The sequence below is a fragment of the Acidovorax sp. Root402 genome (assembly GCF_001425125.1).
Lineage (GTDB): Bacteria > Pseudomonadota > Gammaproteobacteria > Burkholderiales > Burkholderiaceae_C > Acidovorax > Acidovorax delafieldii.
This window is the reverse complement of the sequence record NZ_LMDQ01000014.1, coordinates 276,242-293,888: the sequence shown is the minus strand read 5'-3', so window position 1 is coordinate 293,888 and position 17,647 is coordinate 276,242. Positions and strand designations below refer to the sequence as shown.

The following is a 17,647-nucleotide window of genomic DNA, read 5'->3' as shown; positions in this document are numbered from 1 at the left end:
CCCACCTGCCAGGAGAATGCCCATGAGTACTCGCCGCCATTTCATGTCCCAGTCGGCTGCCGCCGCGTCGGCGCTGGCCTTCCCACTGGTGGGCGGGGCGCAGGCCAAGTCCGTCAAGGTGGGGGTGCTGCACCCGGTGACCGGCGCACTGGCCTATTCGGGCCAGCAATGCCGCGAAGGCGCGATGATGGCCATTGGAGACATCAACAAGGCTGGTGGCATCAAGGCTCTGGGCGGCGCCAAGCTCGAAGCCCTGCTGGGCGATGCGCAGTCGCAGCCTCAGGCCGGTGCCGCCGAGGTCGAGAAGATGAATGAAGCGGGCGTGTCCGCCGTGGTGGGGGCGTTTGCCTCGGCCATCTGCCTGGCCACTACGCAGGCCGCCGCCAAGTACAACCTGCCGCATATCGTGGATGTGGGCGTGGCCGACCAGATTGTGGAGCGCGGCCTCAAGAACACCTTCCGCTTTGGCCCCGGCTACAAGAAATGCGCCGAGACCGCCGTGGCCAACCTGCATGTGCTGAACACGGCGGCAGGCAAGCCCGCCAAAACAGTGATGATCATCCATGAAGAATCGCTGTTTGGCACCGGCACTGCGCAACTGCTGGCGCGAGAGCTGCCCGGCTACGGCTACGAGGTCAAGGAAGTCGTCAAGCACGCCAACCCCACGCGCGACTTCAACAACATCGTGCTGCGCATGAAGGCGATCAACCCCGACATCGTCATCCCCGCCAACTATTACAACGAATACGCATTGCTGGTGCGCACCATGCAGCAGCAAAAGGTCACGCCCAAGGCCATCTACTCGGTGCTGGGCGGCGCCGCGTCGAGCTACAAGTTCGTCAAGGAGTTTCCGGACGCTGCCAACGGCATCATCGACTGCAACCACTGGTTCAACCCCAAGGACAAGCGCGCGCAGGACCTGAAGAAGCGGGTCGAGGCCAAGGGCCTGTTCTTCAGCTACGAGCTGTTCATGACCTACACCTCGATGTGGCTGCTGGCCGATGCGCTGGAGCGCGCCAAGTCAATGGACCGTGCCGCCCTCATCGACGCACTGGAAAAGAGCACCTTTGCCGATCACATCATGCCGTATGGCCCGACCAAATTCGTCAATGGACAGAACCAGGGTGCCCAGCCGCTCATGACCCAGGTGCTGAACAAGGACATCAAGGTCATCATCCCGCGCGACTATCGCGAAGCGGACCCGCTCTTCCCGCTGAAGGCCTGACACCCACCACTTTTCGGCCCTGAATGCAGGGGCTGCGGGGCGCTCCCACGCGGAGCGCCAGGCCGCGCCTTTGCCTGAACGCCGGACTCCACACCCATGTTCGAGCTCAGCATCCTCTTTCCCTCCCTCCTGAACGGCCTGACGACGGGCGCGGTCTATGCCCTGATCGCGCTCGGGCTCACGCTGATCTACGGCGTGCTGCACATCATCAACTTCGCGCATGGCGCGTCGCTGATGTTGGCGCTGTACGCCGTGTACCTGCTCAAGCAGCACTTCGGGCTCGACCCCTACCTGGCGCTGCCCATCCTGGTGCCTGGCATGTTCGCCCTGGGCTATGGCCTGCAGCGCCTGGTGATCAACCGCGCAAGCCACGGCAAGGACGAGAACATCCTGCTGGTCACGCTGGGCATCTCCATCGTGATGGAGAACCTCGCCCTGCTGTTCTTCAAGTCCGACACGCGCACCATCGAAACGGCCTACACGCTGACCACCGTCGCTGTAGGCCCCGCCATGATTGCGCTCCCGAAGCTGGTGGCCTTCGCCGGGGCGCTGGTGGTGTCGGGTGTGTTGCTCTGGATCGTCGGCAAGACCGACCTTGGCCGCGCCATCCGTGCTGTGGCCAAGGAAAAGCATGGCGCCAAGCTCATGGGCATCAACGTGGACCACGTGTACGCGATGAGCTTTGGCATCGGCCTGGCTTGCCTGGGGGCGGCCGCGTGCTTCCTGCTGCCGGCTTACTACGTGAATCCACAGGTGGGCAGCGGCTTTGTGCTGGTGGCTTTCACCATCGTGGTGCTGGGCGGCATGGGCAGCTTTAGTGGCGCGCTGGTGGGAGGGCTGCTGATTGGGGTGGTGGAGTCGCTGGGCGGCCTGTATCTGGGCGAATCGCTGGGGCAGATCGGCATCTTTGCCATCTTCATCGCGGTGTTGCTGTTCCGCCCGCAGGGCTTGTTTGGAGCCAAGGCATGAAGCAACTCTGGACCATTGGAGTGTTCGCGGCCATCGTCGCGGCCGTGACGGGCGTGTCGGACTCCGGTGTGCTGCTCAACTTTGTGATGATGGCGCTCTACGCTGCCTTGCTGGCCCAGGCATGGAACATTCTGGGCGGCTTTGGCGGGCAGTTCTCGTTCGGCCATGCACTGTTCTTTGGCACGGGGGCGTACATCCAGGCCATTGCGCAGATGCAAGGCGGCATCAACCCCTGGGTGGCTTTGCCCATGGCCGTGGCGGGCAGTGCGCTGGTGGGGTTGTTCGTGGGCGGGCTGTCGTTCCGCTACGGGCTCAAGGGTTCGTACTTTGCGCTGGTCACACTGGCCTTTGCCGAGGTGTTCCGCATCCTGGCGCTGTCGGTGCCGTTCACCGGGGCGGGTGTGGGCCTGATGCTGCCGCTCAAGGAATCTCTGGGCAACATGCAGTTCGGATCGCGCAAGGGCTATGTGTTTCTGATCCTGGCGCTGGTCACGCTGGCGCTGCTCGTGAGCTGGTGGCTCAAGAACTCGCGCTTTGGCGCCTGGCTGCAGGCCGTGCGCGACAACGAAGACGCGGCGCGCGCCATTGGCGTGAATCCTTTCAACGTGAAGATGGGCGCCATCGCACTGTCGGGCGGTTTCATGGGCGCAGCCGGTGCGTTTTATGTGCAGGTGTTCCAGTACATCGACCCGGGCATTGCCTACGGCTCCGTCACGTCGGTGGAAGCCCTGGTGGCCGCCATCGTGGGCGGCATCGGCACCGTTTGGGGGCCCGTGCTGGGCGCCCTGGTGCTGCACATCCTGGCCGACATCACGCGCAACCTGTTCGGGCAGCTGCCGGGCATCAACATGGTGATCTACGGCGTGGTGCTGGTGCTCATCGTGATGTTCCTGCCGCGTGGTATCGCAGGCATTGGGCAGTCGGTGGTGGCGATGTGGAAACGTTCGGGAGGCCGCCATGGCCAATGACCTGTTGCAGCTCAGTGGCCTGAGCAAATCCTTCGGCGGCCTGAAAGCCGTGCAAAACGTGAGCCTGGCGGTGCCAGAAGGTTCGTTAACGGCGCTGATTGGCCCGAATGGCGCAGGCAAGACCACGCTGTTTGCCCTGATGTCGGGCTTTGTACGGCCCGACGCAGGCACGGTGCGCTTCGCAGGCCAGGACATCACCGCCCAGGCGCCCCACCTCAATGCCCGGCTGGGCATGACGCGCACCTTCCAGATCGTGCAGCCGTTTGCGGCACAAACCGTGCGTGAAAACATTGCTGTGGGCGTGCACCTCAAGGAGCCCAACCGCCGCGCGGCGCTGGCATTGGCCAGCGACGTGGCCGCTCGCGTGGGCCTTTCGCCCCAGCTGGACAAGCCTGCAGCCGACCTCACGGTGGCGGGCCGCAAGCGGCTGGAGCTGGCGCGCGCGCTGGCGACGCAACCGCGCCTGCTGCTGCTCGATGAAGTGCTGGCGGGCCTCAACCCCCAGGAGATTGCCGAGATGATTCCCGTGGTGCGCGGCATCGCCGATGGTGGCGTGACCGTGTTGATGATCGAGCACGTGATGCAGGCCGTGATGAACCTGGCCGAGCATGTGTGGGTGCTGGCGCAGGGCCAGTTGATTGCCGAGGGCAGCCCGGGCGTGGTGACGTCCGACGAGCGCGTGATCGAGGCCTACCTGGGCCACGGCACGGCGGCGCGCCTGCGTGCCGCTGCAGCGAAGGAGGCCACATGAGCAGCGCCGTCCCATCGTCCGCATCCAGCCCCTTGCTCAGCGTGGCGGGCTTGCGTGGCGGCTACGGCCGCGTCGAGGTCCTGCGGGGTGTGGACCTGCAGGTCCAGCCCGGCGAGACCGTGGCCCTGCTGGGCAGCAACGGTGCGGGCAAATCCACCTTCAACAACGTCGTGTGTGGCATTTACAAGGCCTGGGACGGTACTGTCGCTTTTGGCGGCGCGGACCTGAGCGGCGCGCACTACACCGAGGTCGTCAAGGCCGGGCTGATCCAGGTGCCCGAAGGGCGCAAGATTTTCCCGAACCTCAGCGTGCTCGAAAACCTCTCGCTGGGCAGCTTCACCCGCGCGCGGGAGCGCCGAGCCGACAACATCGACAAGGTGTTTGCCACCTTTCCGCGCCTGAAGGAGCGCACCACCCAGCTCGCGGGCACCATGAGCGGCGGCGAGCAGCAGATGCTGGCCATTGGCCGGGGCCTGATGGCCGAACCCCGCCTGCTGATCCTGGACGAGCCCTCGCTGGGCCTGTCGCCCTTGCTGGTCGAGGAGATGTTCGGCCTGATTCGCCAGCTGCGTGCCACCGGGCTGGCAGTGTTGCTGGTCGAGCAGAACGTGGGCCAGTCGCTGGAGATTGCGGACCGTGCCTACGTGATGGAAAACGGCAGCATCCGCTTTTCTGGCGCGCCCGACGAACTGCTGCGCAGCGACGACCTGCGCCGCGCCTATCTGGGCCTTTGAATCCCATGCTCCTCGCCCGTGCCATCCCGTTTGACCAAGGCACGGTGATGCCTGCGCTGTGACTGAAGAAGGAGACACCACACCATGATCCAACGCCGCAGAATCCTCCAAGCTCTTGCCCCTGTGCCGGCCGTGCTGATGGGCGGGCGGGCCTTTGCCCAGTCCGCGCCCATCCGCATCCTGGTTGGCGCCCCGGCCGGCGGCTCCACCGACACCCTGGCGCGCACCCTGTCCATCGAAATGGGCCGCCTGCTGGGCCGCACCGTGATCGTCGAGAACCGGCCCGGTGCGGGCGGCAACATTGCCGCCGACGCGGTGGCCAAAGCCGCACCCGATGGCAACACGCTGCTCATGAGCTTCACCAGCCATGCCATCAACGCCAGCCTTTACCCCTCGCTGCCGTTCGACCCTGTCAAGGACTTCACCCCGCTGACCTGTGTGGCCACCTCGCCCTCGGTGCTGGTGGCCCACCCCACGCTGCCTGCCAAAGATGTGCGTGAGCTGATCGCACTGGCCAAGGCCAAGCCTGGCAAGCTCAACTTTGCGATTGGCGCGGTGGGTTCATCGCTGCATCTGGCGGGCGATGCCTTCAAGATGCAGTCGGGCGCCTACATCGTCAACATTCCGTACCGGGGCACTGCGCCAGCGTTGCAGGATGTGCTGGCCGGGCAGGTCGACCTGATGTTCGCCGCCGTGGGCAATGCACAGGCGCAGATCCGCGCGGGCAAGCTCAAGGCGTTGGGCGTGACCAGTGCCAAGCGCCTGCCCGCCTTTCCGGATGTGCCTGCGATTGCTGAGGTGCTGCCGGGCTACGAATCCAGCGCCTGGTTTGGCCTGTTTGGCCCGGGGCAGATGAACCCCGAGCTGGCCAAGCGCCTGAGCGATGCCGCACGCCAGGCCATTGCCACCCCCGACGTGAAAAAGCGCCTGGAGCTGGAGGGTGCCGTGCCCGTGGGCAACAGCCCGGACGAGTTTGCGCGCTTTGTGCAGGCTGAAATCCCGCGCTGGGCCAAGGTGGTGAAGTTTGCCGGAGCCAAACCCGAATGACCGCCACCCCTGATGTTGTGGCCAGCACCCTGGCCCAGAAGCTGGTGGCCCGCGCCAGCGGCCGCGCCAGCGTCACACCCGGTGAAATCGTGAACTGCCGGGTGGATCTCGCCATGTTCCACGACTCGTCCGGCCCCCGGCGCCTCAAGCCCATGCTCGACGAACTGGGCGCGCAGATCTGGGACAAATCGCGCGTGGTCCTTGTCATGGACCACTACCTGCCCGAGCGCGACGAAGAATCCCGCCGCATCGTGCGCATCGCCCGCGACTGGGCGCGCGAGCAGGCTTTGCCCCATGTGTATGACGGCCAGGGCATCTGCCATGTGGTGGTGCCCCAGCACGGACATATCCGCCCCGGCATGTTCTGCGTGGGCGGCGACTCGCATTCGCCCACGGGCGGTGCTTTTGGTGCCTACATGTTTGGCATCGGCAGCACCGAGATGTTGGGCGTGGTGGTGACCGGCGAAATCTGGCTGCGCGTGCCCCACACCCTGCAGATGCATTGGAGCGGACAGCTGGCCCAGGGCGTGACGGCCAAAGACATGATGCTGCACATGATTGGCCGTTTTGGTATGAACGGCGGGCAGTACCAGGCCGTGGAGTTTGCCGGCCCCGCCGTGCAGGCGCTGGGCATGCAGGAACGCATGACGCTCTCGAACATGAGCGCCGAGCTGGGCGCCCAGGCCGGGCTGATTGCCCCCGACGCCACCACACGCGAGTGGTTGCGGGCGGCGGGAGTGCCCGACGCAGACCTTCAGGGGCTGGATGCCTGGCGCACGGATGAAGGCGCAGCCCTCACGCGCCACACCTTCGACGCCAGCACGCTCACGCCGCAGGTCGCCGCGCCCCACAGCCCGGCCAACGCCGCCCCCGTGGCACAGCACGCAGGGCAGGGCATCGACGTGGCCTACATCGGCGCCTGCACGGGCGCCAAGCTGGACGACCTGCGCGCTGCCGCCTCGGTGCTGCGTGGCAAACGCGTGGCCAGTGGAGTGCGCCTGATGGTGGCCCCTGCCAGCCAGCAGGACCAGGCCGCTGCGCGCGACGAGGGCGTTCTGCAGGTGCTGCAGGACGCGGGGGCCGAACTGTTCCCTACCACTTGCGGTGCCTGCGCCGGCTATGGCGACACGGTGGGCGATAACACCACGGTCATCTCCAGCACCGCGCGCAACTTCAAGGGCCGCATGGGCTCGGCCACCGCGCAGGTGTACCTGGCATCGCCCTACACCGTGGCGGCCTCGGCCCTGCGGGGCTTCATCACCGACCCCCGCGAGGTGCTCGCATGAGCATGATTCCCCCCCTGAGTCGCTTCGCGCCTTCCCCCTCTCTCGCTGCGCGGGAGGGGGACGCCACCGGAGGCCTGGCAAAGCCAGTTCCACGGTGGCACTGGTCTGGGCCTTGCCGGTTTCATACACAGCGCGTTGGATGAACGAAATGACGAATATTCACAGGGTATGGCGCCTTGGCGCTGACATCGACACGGATGTACTCGCCCCCGGCCATGCCATGAAGCACGGCCTGGACGTGCTGGCGCGCCACTGCCTCGAATCGGTGCGGCCAGATTTCGTGGGCGGCGTGCGCAAGGGCGACGTGATCGTGGCCGGGCCCAACTTCGGCATTGGCTCCTCGCGCGAGCAGGCGGCTGCGGTGCTGGTGCGGCTGGGCATTGTGGCGGTCATCGCGCCGTCGTTCAGCGGCCTGTACTTTCGCAACGCCTTCAACCTGGGCCTGCTGCTGCTGACCTGCGCCGAGGCCGATGCACTGGGTGCGCTGGGTGACGGCGATGCCGTCACGCTCGACTGGCAAGCGCCCGCTGTCATCTCCCCCCAGGGCCGCGCGCTGGCCTGCGATCCGATTCCCCCGTTTCTCATGGACATGGTGCGCGCTGGCGGTCTGCTGAACCAGCTGCGCACCCGCTTTGGCAAGGAGGCCCTCAATGGCTGAACACAACACCACCACCGCACCGCCCTCGATGGACCCTGTCACCCTGGCCGTCTTGCGCGGCCGCCTGGAGCAGATCGCGGACGAGATGGACGCCACGCTGTACCGCAGCGCGTTCAACCCCATCATTGCCGAGGCGCACGATGCCTGCCACGGCCTGTACGACGCCATCAGTGGCGACACGCTGGTGCAGGGCAAATCGGGCCTGCCCGTGTTTGTGGGGGCGATGGCTTTCGCCGTGCGTGCTGCCATGCGGGCAGCGGGCGAGCGAGGTGGCATCACAGCGGGCGACACCTGGCTGTTCAACGACCCCTACGAAGGCGGCACACACGCCAATGACTTCAAGCTGGTGCGTCCCTTCTTTCGCGGTGGCACGCTGTACTGCTTTCTGGCATCGGCCGCGCATTGGCACGACGTAGGCGGCAATGTGCCCGGCAACTACAACCCGGCCGCTACCGAATGTTGGCAAGAGGCCGTGCAAATTCCGCCCGTGCGCATCGTGCGTAGCGGCGTGTTCGATGACGATGTGCTCGCCATCCTCAAGGCCAACACCCGCCTGCCCGACAGCCTGTGGGGCGACCTGAACGGTCAGCTGGCCGCGCTGGACCTGGGCGAGCGGCGCCTGCACGACCTGCTGGACCAATACGGTGACGCCCTGGTGCAACAGGCCATGGGCGAGCTGCGCACGCGCGCCGTCAAGCTCATGCAATCGCACATCGCGGCGCTGCCCGACGGGCGCTACAGCTTCAGCGACATCCTGGACAACGACGGCGTGAAGGATGAGGCGCTGACCATCGCCCTCGACATGACGGTGCAGGGCGAGCGCCTCACGCTCGACTTTTCGCGCACCTCGCCGCAATGCGCCGGGCCGGTCAATATTTCGCGCGCCACGGCGATTGCGGCGTGCTACGTGGCGCTCAAGCATTTGTTTCCCGATGTGCCTGCCAATGCCGGTGTGCTGGACGCGGTGGACTTTGTATTGCCCGAGGGGCTGGTCATCAGCGCCGCACGGCCGCGCCCTGTGGGTGGGTACACCGAGACCATCTTGCGCATGATCGATGTGATCTTCAGCGCCACAGCGCAGGCCGACCCCAAGCGCGCCATGGCCCAGGCCTACGGCACCATCAACGCGCTGTCCATCGCCGGGCTGCGCACCGACGCCGCGCGCAAGGGTCAGCGATGGGTCATGTTCAGCTTCTTTGGCGGCGGCCACGGCGGGCACAGCGATGGCGATGGCCTGAGCCATGGCAATGCGCCCATCTCCACCGCCACCATCCCGCCGCTCGAAATTCTGGAGGCTGCGTACCCTGTGCGCTTTACGCAATGGGCGCTGCGCCCTGATTCGGGCGGTGATGGCGAGCACCGCGGCGGCTTGGGTGCGATCTATGAAATCGAGCTGCTGGAGCAGGACGCCGAGGTGTTCATTTTTGGCGAGCGCGGCAAGGCCGCACCCCAAGGCATTTCGGGCGGTAGCGCCGGTTCCATGAACGTCTTCAGCTATGAAAACAATAGTGAATGGAAGCAGCCACCCATGCGCTCCAAGATGATCGGCATCCGCCTGAAGCAGGGCGAGCGCGTGCGGCTGGAAACCCCCGGTGGCGGTGGCTACGGTGTGCCGGCCGCACGGGCCGCAGCAGCGCGTGATAAGGATTTGGCGATGGGCTACGTCACTGCCCCCGCCACAGCGAAAGGCAAGGCATGAGCAGCGGCAAGGTTTCGGATCAGGCTTCGTATGTGGTGGGTGTGGACGTGGGCGGCACGTTCACCGACCTGTTTGTACTGGACGAGCGCGATGGCAGCGCCCGCATCGTCAAGGTGCCCAGCACCCGGGGCGAGGAGGCGCGCGGTTTCATGAACGGCGTGGCGCGCGTGGCCGACTCGGCCGCGCAGATCGCCACCATCGTGCACGGCACCACCGTGGGCACCAATGCGCTGCTGGAGCGCAAGGTGGCACGCACCGGCATCATCACCACCCGCGGCTTTCGCGACGTGCTGGAGATGCGCCGCCGCGACCGGCCGCAGACCTGGGGCCTGCGCGGCAGCTTCGAGCCCATCGTGCCGCGCAACCTGCGGCTGGAGGTGGACGAGCGCGTGCTGGCCGATGGCACGGTGCACACCCCGGTAGACATCGAGCAGGTCAAGGCCCAGGCGCGCGCGCTGCTGGAGGCGGGCTGCGAGGCCGTCTGCGTGTTCTTCATCAACACCTACGCCAACCCCACCAACGAGCAGGCCGCCGTGGCCGCCGTGCGCAGCGTGTGGCCCAACCCGCATGTGACGGCCGCCAGTGAGGTGCTGCCCGAGATCCGCGAGTTCGAGCGCTGCTCCACGGCCACGCTCAACGCCGCCTTGCAGCCCGTAGTGGGCAGCTACCTGGAGCGGCTCGAAGGCGACCTGCGCACGCAGGGCTTTGGCGGCGAGCTGCTCATCGTGCAAAGCAACGGCGGCGTGATGTCGCGCCAGACGGCCTGCGATGTGCCGGTGCGCACCGCGCTCTCGGGCCCTGCTGCGGGCGTGATTGCCTGCGCGGCCATTGCGCGTGCGGCAGGCTTCCCCGATGTGATCACGGGCGATATGGGCGGCACCTCGTTCGACGTGTCGCTGGTGGCCAAGGGCGAGGCGGCGTTGGCCGCACAGACGGCCATTGAATTTGGCATGGTGGTGCGCTCGCCCATGATCCAGATCGAGACCATCGGCGCGGGTGGTGGCTCCATTGCCTCGGTGGACGCCAGCGGCATGCTGCAGGTGGGCCCCGAGTCGGCAGGCAGCATCCCTGGCCCCGCCTGCTACGGTCGAGGCAACACGCGCCCCACGGTGACGGATGCCAACGTGCTGCTGGGCCGTATCGCCGCCGACCGGCCCCTTGGCGGTGGCCTGCTGGCCGCCATGGACGCGCAAAAGTCGCGCGACGCCATCGAGACCCATGTGGCCCGACCCCTGGGCCTGGATGTGATGGCAGCCGCCGAAGCCATCCTCACGGTGGCCAACGCCAAGATGGCGGGTGCCGTGCGCGTGGTGTCCATCGAGCGCGGGCACGACCCGCGCCAGTTCGCCTACATGCCCTTTGGCGGCGGCGGCGCACTGCATGTGTGCGCCATGATGCGCGAGGTGGGCGTGGGCACGGGCATCGTGCCGCGCTACCCCGGCGTCACCTCCGCCCTGGGCTGTGTGATGGCTGACATGCGCCACGACGCGGTGCAGACGCTGAACAAGCCCCTGGCCGACCTGGACGTGGCCGACCTTCGCCAACGGGTGGCCACACTCGCAGCCACCTGCCAGCAGCGCCTGGATTCGGCGGGCGTGAAGTTTGTGGAAGTGCAGGAAATCATTGCGCTGGACATGCTCTACGCTGGGCAGACCCACACCGTGCAGGTGCCCGTGGCGGCTGATGCGCTGAGCCACGAAGGCATCCGCGCCGCGTTCGAGACCGCCTACCGCGCCGCTTTTGGCCGTGTGCTTGACGGCATTGCCGTGCGGGTGATGAACCTGCGCTATGCCCGCGTGGGCGTGCGCCCCAAGTTCGACCTGACGGTGCTGGCACCGCAGGCCACCACCGTGAACCCGTCGCTGGGCGTGCAGCGCGTGTTCCACGCCGGCCGCTGGTGGGACGCCGCGCGCCACGCGCGGCTGGACCTGCCCGTTGGCACCCGCATCGACGGCCCCGCCATCCTGGAGCAGCCCGACACCACGGTGTGGCTGGAGCCTGGCTTCAGCGCCACGGTGGACCCGCTGGGCAATCTGCTGGTGCGGGCCGGCGGGGAGGGCGCAGCATGAGCCACGGCGCACCTAACCTGAGCATCAACCCGCGCCACACGGCGCTGGTCATCATCGACTTGCAAAACGACTTTTTGGCCCCGGACGGCGCCTACGCGCGCGGTGGCGCGGTGAGCGCTGCCGCCCAGGCCTTGCCACCCCGGGTGGCAGCAGTGGCCAAGGCACTCAAGGCGGCGGGCGGCATGGTGGTGGGCAGCCAGTTCACCCTGTGGCCCGATGCGCAGGGCGACCCCATGGTGTCGCCGCACCTCAAGGCTCTGCGCCCGTTTCTGCGGCGCGGCGACTTTGAGCCCGGCAGCACAGGCCAGGCGCATGTGGCCGAGATCGCACCGTGGGTGGACGTGTCGGTGTGCAAGGTGGCGTATTCGGCTTTCTTCAACACCCAGCTGGACTGGGTGCTGCGCCGCGCGGGCATCACCACCGTGGCCGTGTGCGGCATCGTCACCAACGGGGGTGTGGCCAGCACGGTGCGCGATGCGCACATGCGCGACTACCAGACGCTGGTGTTGTCCGACGGCTGCGCGGCCTTCAAGCAGGCAGTGCACGACACCTCGGTGGCCGACATGGCCAACGTGGCCCAGGTGCTGACCTGCGCCGACTTTGCTGCCACTGTGGCCGCCCCTTCCGCATGAATGCGCCCATGAGCACCCCCCGCATCTGCCATGCCGAGCACATGCCCGGCACCGTGGCGCAAGACGCGCATGTGCCCGTGCTCATCGTGGGCGGCGGCGCCTGTGGCCTCACGGCGGCGCTGATGCTGCACGACGCCGGTGTGGACTGCGCGGTGCTGGAGCGCGATGCCACGCCTCTGGGCTCTTCGGCCCTCTCATCCGGCTTTATCCCCGCGCCCGGCACGCAGGCCCAGCGCGCGGCGGGCATTGATGACAGCCCGGAGCGGTTTGCCGCCGACATCAGCGCCAAGGCCAAGGGCAGGGCAGCGCCCCATTTGGTGCAGGCCTATGTCCAGGCCATCGGCCCGGCGCTCGATGCACTGCAAGCGCGCCATGGTCTGCAGTGGCAGGTGCTCGATGGATTTTTGTACCCCGGCCACAGCGTGCGCCGCATGCACGCCACGCCCGAGAAAACCGGCGTGGGCCTGATGGGCCGCCTGGCCAACGCGGTGACGGCGGTGGACATTCCCCTCATCACCGAAGCCACCGTGCGCGAGCTGTGGGTCAATGCCCAGCAGCGCGTGACCGGCGTGGGCTACGAGCGGCCTGATGGCACCCTGGAGCACCTGGCCTGCGACGCACTCATCCTGGCCTGCAACGGCTTTGGCGGCAACCCGTCCATGGTGCGCGAGCTGCTGCCCGAGATGCGCGACGCCCTGTTCGCCGGCCACACAGGCAACGACGGTAGCGCCATCGCCTGGGGCCAGGCGCTGGGCGCACGGCTGGCGGACCTGGGCGGCTACCAGGGCCACGGCTCCTGGGCCATTCCGCAGGGCGCGCTGATCTCGTGGGCGCTGATGATGGAAGGCGGCATCCAGGTCAATGCGCTGGGCGAGCGCTTTCACGACGAGACGCAGGGCTACTCCGAGGCGTCGGTGCATGTGCTGGCGCAACCGGGCGGCGTGGCGTGGAATGTGTTCGATGCGCCCATCCTCGCACTGGCGCGTGGATTTCCGGACTTTGTCGATGCCGAGGCAGCCGGCGCGGTAAAGCACTGTGACAGCGTGCAGGCGCTGGCGGCATTGATCGGCTGCAATGAATCAAAATTGATAGCAACCCTGGCAAGTACCACTAGCGCTAGCGGCCAGAACGACCACAACCGACGTGTGTTTGCCCGCCCATTGCAGGCGCCGTTCTGCGCGGTCAAGGTGACCGGCGCGCTGTTCCACACCCAAGGCGGGCTGGACATCGACGCCCAGTGCCGCGTGCTGATGCAGACCGGCCAGCCATTCCCCAATCTTTTGGCCGCAGGCGGCGCGGCCCGTGGCGTGTCGGGCGATGCGGTGTGGGGTTATCTCTCCGGCAACGGCCTGCTCAGCGCCGTGGCCGGTGGCTACATCGCTGCGAACACGGCGGCCGGGCTGAACCGTCAGAAAGTTTGAAGACATGACCCCTTCATCGTTCAAAGAACGCCTCCATGAACCCCGCGCCATCCTGGCCCCCGGCGTCTACGACGCCCTGAGCGCCCTGGTGGCCCAGCAGGCGGGCTTCGAGGCGCTGTACCTCTCAGGCGCATCGATTGCCTACACCCGCCTGGGCCGCTCTGACGTGGGCCTGACCACCTACACCGAGGTGGAAGACACCCTGGCACGCATCACCGAGCGCGTGCGCACGCCGGTCATCGTCGATGCCGACACCGGCTTTGGCAACGCACTCAACACCCAGCGCACCGTGCGCGGCTTTGAGCGTGCGGGCGCCGCCATGGTGCAGATCGAGGACCAGGGATTTCCCAAGCGCTGCGGCCACCTGGACGGCAAGACGGTGGTCCCGGCGGGCGAGATGTGCGGCAAGCTCCACGCTGCGCTGGACGCGCGCCGCAGCGCCCACACGCTGATCCTGGCCCGCACCGACGCGCTGGCCGTGGAGGGCATCGACGCCGCCTTCGACCGTGCCGAGGCGTACCTGGAATGTGGTGTGGATGCGCTTTTCATCGAAGCCCTGCGCACCCCCGAGCAGATGGACGCGGCCTGCCAGCGCTTTGCCCACCGCATCCCGCTGCTGGCCAACATGGTCGAAGGCGGCAAGACACCGATCCAGAGCGCGGCCGAGCTGCAGCAGCGCGGCTTTCGCATCGTGATCTTCCCCGGCGGCACCGCCCGCGCCGTGGCGCACACGCTGCAGGGCTACTACGCCAGCCTGCACACGCACCAGACCACCGCGCCCTTCAAGGACCAGATGATGGACTTTGACGGCCTGAATGCGCTGATCGGTACGCCCGAGCTGATGGCCCAGGGTCGCCAGTACGAGTAATTCCGCTTCTAAATCATCCGTGTCGTTGTTGCTTCGCCTTGCCGTGCTGCAGCACTGTCTGCGGCTTCGCGCCTAGACACGAATGATTTGGAAACGGAATAGCCGCCAAGCCGCACAGACCCAATGCCCCCGCCCGCACTGCGGCGGGTGAGGGCGCGTACCATGCCGCCAACGCTCTTCCCCCGAACTGCATGGAGACCCACATGGCCAATAACCAACAAATCATCACCCTCGGCGGCGGCTGCTTCTGGTGCACCGAAGCCGTGTTCGACCGCGTGCGCGGCATCACCGACGTGGAAAGCGGCTACACCAACGGCCACACCATCAATCCCACCTACGAGCAGATCTGCCAGGGCGACACCGGCCACGCCGAGGTGGTGCGGCTGACGTTCGACGCCGACGAGATCAGCCTGGAAGAAATCCTGGAAATCTTCTTCCACACCCACGACCCGACCACCCTCAACCGCCAGGGCAACGACGTGGGCACGCAGTACCGCAGCGGCATCTACTACGACAACCCCGAGCACGGCGAGATTGCCAACGCCATGATCCGCCAGATGTCGCAAGACAAGCTGTTTGGCGCGCCTATCACCACCGAGGTGAAGCCGCTTTCGAACTACAGCCCGGCCGAGGCCTACCACCAGGACTACTTTGCCAACCACCCCAACGCGGGGTATTGCGCGTTTGTGGTGGGGCCGAAGGTGGAGAAGTTTCGCAAGACGTTTGCGCGGTATTTGAAGGGCTGACGCTGACGCGCTAGCAGCTGCCAAAAGGGGCGGGATCCGGGTCTTGCGCTTTGGGCTCAATGCTTGGAGGGAGCAAATTCGCTCAGAGCGAGGCCGCAGGCAGGCATAATGCAACCCGATTGCGTTATGCACCGTTCGTACGCGCCACCCATGTCCGCACCGCCTCTTCCACACGCACACGGCATCCAGCCCTGGTCCCTCCCAGTCGGAATGCGCGCCACCCGCGCCACACGGGCGTTGGCGGCAGTGTACGAAGCCCGGCCGGACGCGGTCCTGTCAGAGCCCGAGGTCGAGGCGGCCCTGGCTGCAGCGGGCGTTGCGGTCAACAAGGTCACGGTCTACCGCCTGCTTGACCGTTTTGCTGCCGCAGGGCTGCTGCACAAGCAGATCGATGCCGGCCGCGTGACGCGCTACGCGTTGGCCCCACAGGGGGAGGAGGGCGCGGCACCGCGGTTTGAATGCGACGACTGCCACCGCCAGTTTCGCCTGTCGCAGGGTTCTGCCAAGGTGCAAAAGGCGCTCCAGCAGGTGTTGCAGGCGCTGGCCACTGCGGGGCATGAGAGTCTGGCAGTGGACGTTGCCGTGCACGGGCGCTGTGCCGACTGCGCGCACCCGGCAGAGGGTGCTGCCGCATGATCCGCACCCGGGGGCTTTCCTACACCTATGCCACGGGTGGCGCCGCGCCGCTGCGCTTTCCGGATGTGGACCTGCGCCAGGGCGGCACGCTGCTGCTGCGCGGGCGCTCGGGCACCGGCAAGTCCACCTGGCTGGCGCTGATGGCCGGCCTGCGCGGTGCCAGTGGTGGCGACCTATTTGTGGCGGGCACCCAGCTGGGCACGCAGCGGGGGGCCGAGATCGATGCCTGGCGCGCGCGCAACATCGGCTTTCTGCCGCAAAAGCTGTACCTCAGCAGCGCACTCACCGTGGCGGACAACCTGGCGCTGGCGTACTTTGCAGCCGGGCTGCCGCGTGACGATGCGGCCATTCACCGCGCACTCACCCAAGTGGGCGTGGCCGAACTGGCCGCCCGCAAGCCGCACCAGCTCTCCGGTGGGCAGGCGCAGCGCGTGGCGCTGGCGCGGGCCGTGCTGCTGGCGCCGCAGGTGCTGCTGGCTGACGAGCCCACGGCCAGTCTGGACGACGAGGCGGCGGCCGATGCATTGGCCCTGCTGCAGCACAGCGCCGCTGCCTGCGATGCCAGCCTGGTGATTGCCACGCATGACCAGCGTGTGGTGTCCGCCCTGGCAGGTGTCCAGACCCTCAATTTGAATGAAATCGGCACGGAGCGCTGGTTGAATATGCCTGAGCAGCTATGAATTCAGGAGTATTCAAACTCGCCCGCCTGTCCTGGCGCTACCTGTGGTCCCGCCCGCTGGCCGCCGTGCTCAACCTGCTGGTTCTCACGCTGGGCCTGGCCGCCATCACTTTGGTGCTGCTGGTGGCCACGCAGCTCGACAAGGCGTTCGAGCGCGACCTGAGTGGCATCGACCTGGTGGTGGGCGCCAAGGGCAGCCCGTTGCAGCTGATCCTGGCGGGCGTGTTCCACATCGACGTGCCCACGGGCAACATCCCGCTGCAAGAGGTGCAGGCGCTGCAGAAGAACCCGCTGGTGGCGCAGGTCATCCCGCTGAGCCTGGGCGACAGCTACCAGGGCTTTCGCATCGTGGGCACCACGCCCGACTACGTGGCGCACTATGAGGCCCAGTTGGCCGAAGGCGCGCTGTGGCAGCAGCCCATGGACGCGGTGCTGGGCGCGAGCGTGGCGCGGGGTATTGTCAAAGCCAGCCATCAAGGCGCGCCGCTGGTGGGGGCCACCTTCATTGGCAGCCACGGCCTGGGTGGAGGAGGGCACGCCCATGGCAACCACCCCTACCGTGTGAGCGGGGTGCTGGCGCCCTGCGGCTGTGTTCTGGACCGGCTGATACTGACCAGCACCGAATCCGTCTGGATGGTGCACGAGACCGCCACGGCCAACGATGCCGAGGACCTGGAAATCATGAAGGAAGAGCGTGAGGTGACCGTGGCCCTGGTGCGCTACCGCACGCCCATGGCGGCCATCACGCTGCCACGCCTGATCAACGGCGGCACCTCGATGCAGGCGGCGGCGCCCGCCATCGAGGTCACGCGCCTGCTGCGCCTGCTGGGCGTGGGTGCCGATGTGCTGCGCGCCTTTGGCGGCGTGCTGCTGGCCGTGGCCGCGCTCAGCGTGTTCATCGCGCTGTGGAATGCCGTGCGCGAGCGCCGCGCCGACCTGGCCATGCTGCGCATGCTGGGCGCGCCGCCGGGCCGTGTGGCCGGGCTGGTGCTGTGGGAGGCGCTGTGGCTGGCCGCGCTCGCGTCCATCCTGGGGCTGCTGCTGGGCCACGGCCTGGCGCAGGCCTTGGGCTGGGCATTGCAGGCGCAGGGCTTGCTGCCGGTGACGGGCTGGATCTGGCTGCCCGCCGAAGCCGGGGTGCCGCTGCTGGCCGCAGGCGTGGCGGCCTTGGCGGCGCTGCTGCCGGCCATGCAGGCCTACCGCACCGATGTGGCCGACTTGTTGAGCCAGCCCTGATGCGGCCCCCGAGTTCTGACCTC

At 67.1% G+C, this 17,647-nt stretch carries 17 protein-coding genes; all 17 read left to right on the top strand.

What is annotated here, in order from left to right; all coding sequences use genetic code 11:
• Positions 1 to 22 precede the first annotated feature (22 nt).
• The 17 genes from ASC83_RS12555 to ASC83_RS12475 all read left to right on the top strand — a co-directional run bounded on the left by ASC83_RS12555 (position 23) and on the right by ASC83_RS12475 (position 17,624).
• Positions 23 to 1,225: an ABC transporter substrate-binding protein gene (locus ASC83_RS12555; protein ID WP_056062881.1), complete on the top strand. Its 1,203-nt coding sequence runs from the start codon at positions 23 to 25 to the stop codon at positions 1,223 to 1,225.
• Between the two features lie 96 nt (positions 1,226 to 1,321).
• Positions 1,322 to 2,194: a branched-chain amino acid ABC transporter permease gene (locus tag ASC83_RS12550; protein WP_056062878.1), complete on the top strand. Its 873-nt coding sequence runs from the start codon at positions 1,322 to 1,324 to the stop codon at positions 2,192 to 2,194.
• Positions 2,191 to 3,162: a branched-chain amino acid ABC transporter permease gene (locus ASC83_RS12545; RefSeq protein ID WP_056062874.1), complete on the top strand. Its 972-nt coding sequence runs from the start codon at positions 2,191 to 2,193 to the stop codon at positions 3,160 to 3,162. Before ASC83_RS12550 ends, ASC83_RS12545 begins: the two co-directional genes overlap by 4 nt.
• Positions 3,152 to 3,913 (top strand): ABC transporter ATP-binding protein, encoded by a 762-nt coding sequence (locus ASC83_RS12540; protein WP_056062872.1) that lies wholly within the window; start codon positions 3,152 to 3,154, stop codon positions 3,911 to 3,913. The genes ASC83_RS12545 and ASC83_RS12540 overlap by 11 nt, the downstream gene beginning before the upstream one ends.
• A complete protein-coding gene (locus ASC83_RS12535) occupies positions 3,910 to 4,647 on the top strand; it encodes an ABC transporter ATP-binding protein (RefSeq protein WP_056062870.1) in 738 nt (245 codons plus the stop codon). Before ASC83_RS12540 ends, ASC83_RS12535 begins: the two co-directional genes overlap by 4 nt.
• An 84-nt stretch (positions 4,648 to 4,731) precedes the next feature.
• On the top strand, positions 4,732 to 5,694 hold the full coding sequence (locus ASC83_RS12530) for a Bug family tripartite tricarboxylate transporter substrate binding protein (RefSeq protein WP_369816973.1): 963 nt from the start codon (positions 4,732 to 4,734) through the stop codon (positions 5,692 to 5,694).
• Positions 5,691 to 6,980: a 3-isopropylmalate dehydratase large subunit gene (locus ASC83_RS12525; RefSeq protein ID WP_056062867.1), complete on the top strand. Its 1,290-nt coding sequence runs from the start codon at positions 5,691 to 5,693 to the stop codon at positions 6,978 to 6,980. The genes ASC83_RS12530 and ASC83_RS12525 overlap by 4 nt, the downstream gene beginning before the upstream one ends.
• Positions 6,981 to 7,119: 139 nt before the next feature.
• Entirely contained in the window at positions 7,120 to 7,638 is a 519-nt protein-coding gene (locus ASC83_RS12520; RefSeq protein WP_056062865.1) for a 3-isopropylmalate dehydratase, read from the top strand.
• Positions 7,631 to 9,337 (top strand): hydantoinase B/oxoprolinase family protein, encoded by a 1,707-nt coding sequence (locus ASC83_RS12515; RefSeq protein ID WP_056062862.1) that lies wholly within the window; start codon positions 7,631 to 7,633, stop codon positions 9,335 to 9,337. Before ASC83_RS12520 ends, ASC83_RS12515 begins: the two co-directional genes overlap by 8 nt.
• Positions 9,334 to 11,406, top strand: a complete 2,073-nt coding sequence (locus ASC83_RS12510) for a hydantoinase/oxoprolinase family protein (protein ID WP_056062859.1) — start codon at positions 9,334 to 9,336, stop codon at positions 11,404 to 11,406. Before ASC83_RS12515 ends, ASC83_RS12510 begins: the two co-directional genes overlap by 4 nt.
• Positions 11,403 to 12,038, top strand: coding sequence for a cysteine hydrolase family protein (locus tag ASC83_RS12505; protein WP_056062856.1), 636 nt, complete (start codon positions 11,403 to 11,405; stop codon positions 12,036 to 12,038). The genes ASC83_RS12510 and ASC83_RS12505 overlap by 4 nt, the downstream gene beginning before the upstream one ends.
• Before the next feature lie 8 nt (positions 12,039 to 12,046).
• On the top strand, positions 12,047 to 13,459 hold the full coding sequence (locus tag ASC83_RS12500; RefSeq protein ID WP_056062854.1) for an FAD-dependent oxidoreductase: 1,413 nt from the start codon (positions 12,047 to 12,049) through the stop codon (positions 13,457 to 13,459).
• Between the two features lie 4 nt (positions 13,460 to 13,463).
• The gene (locus ASC83_RS12495; protein WP_056062851.1) at positions 13,464 to 14,327 is read left to right on the top strand and encodes an oxaloacetate decarboxylase; all 864 of its coding nucleotides are present in this window, start codon (positions 13,464 to 13,466) and stop codon (positions 14,325 to 14,327) included.
• A 203-nt stretch (positions 14,328 to 14,530) separates the two neighbouring features.
• Positions 14,531 to 15,073, top strand: coding sequence for a peptide-methionine (S)-S-oxide reductase MsrA (msrA, locus tag ASC83_RS12490; protein ID WP_156379492.1), 543 nt, complete (start codon positions 14,531 to 14,533; stop codon positions 15,071 to 15,073).
• Between the two features lie 210 nt (positions 15,074 to 15,283).
• Entirely contained in the window at positions 15,284 to 15,709 is a 426-nt protein-coding gene (locus ASC83_RS12485) for a transcriptional repressor (protein WP_056062843.1), read from the top strand.
• Positions 15,706 to 16,389: an ABC transporter ATP-binding protein gene (locus ASC83_RS12480; RefSeq protein ID WP_056062842.1), complete on the top strand. Its 684-nt coding sequence runs from the start codon at positions 15,706 to 15,708 to the stop codon at positions 16,387 to 16,389. Before ASC83_RS12485 ends, ASC83_RS12480 begins: the two co-directional genes overlap by 4 nt.
• Entirely contained in the window at positions 16,386 to 17,624 is a 1,239-nt protein-coding gene (locus ASC83_RS12475) for an FtsX-like permease family protein (protein ID WP_056062839.1), read from the top strand. Before ASC83_RS12480 ends, ASC83_RS12475 begins: the two co-directional genes overlap by 4 nt.
• Positions 17,625 to 17,647: the final 23 nt, after the last annotated feature.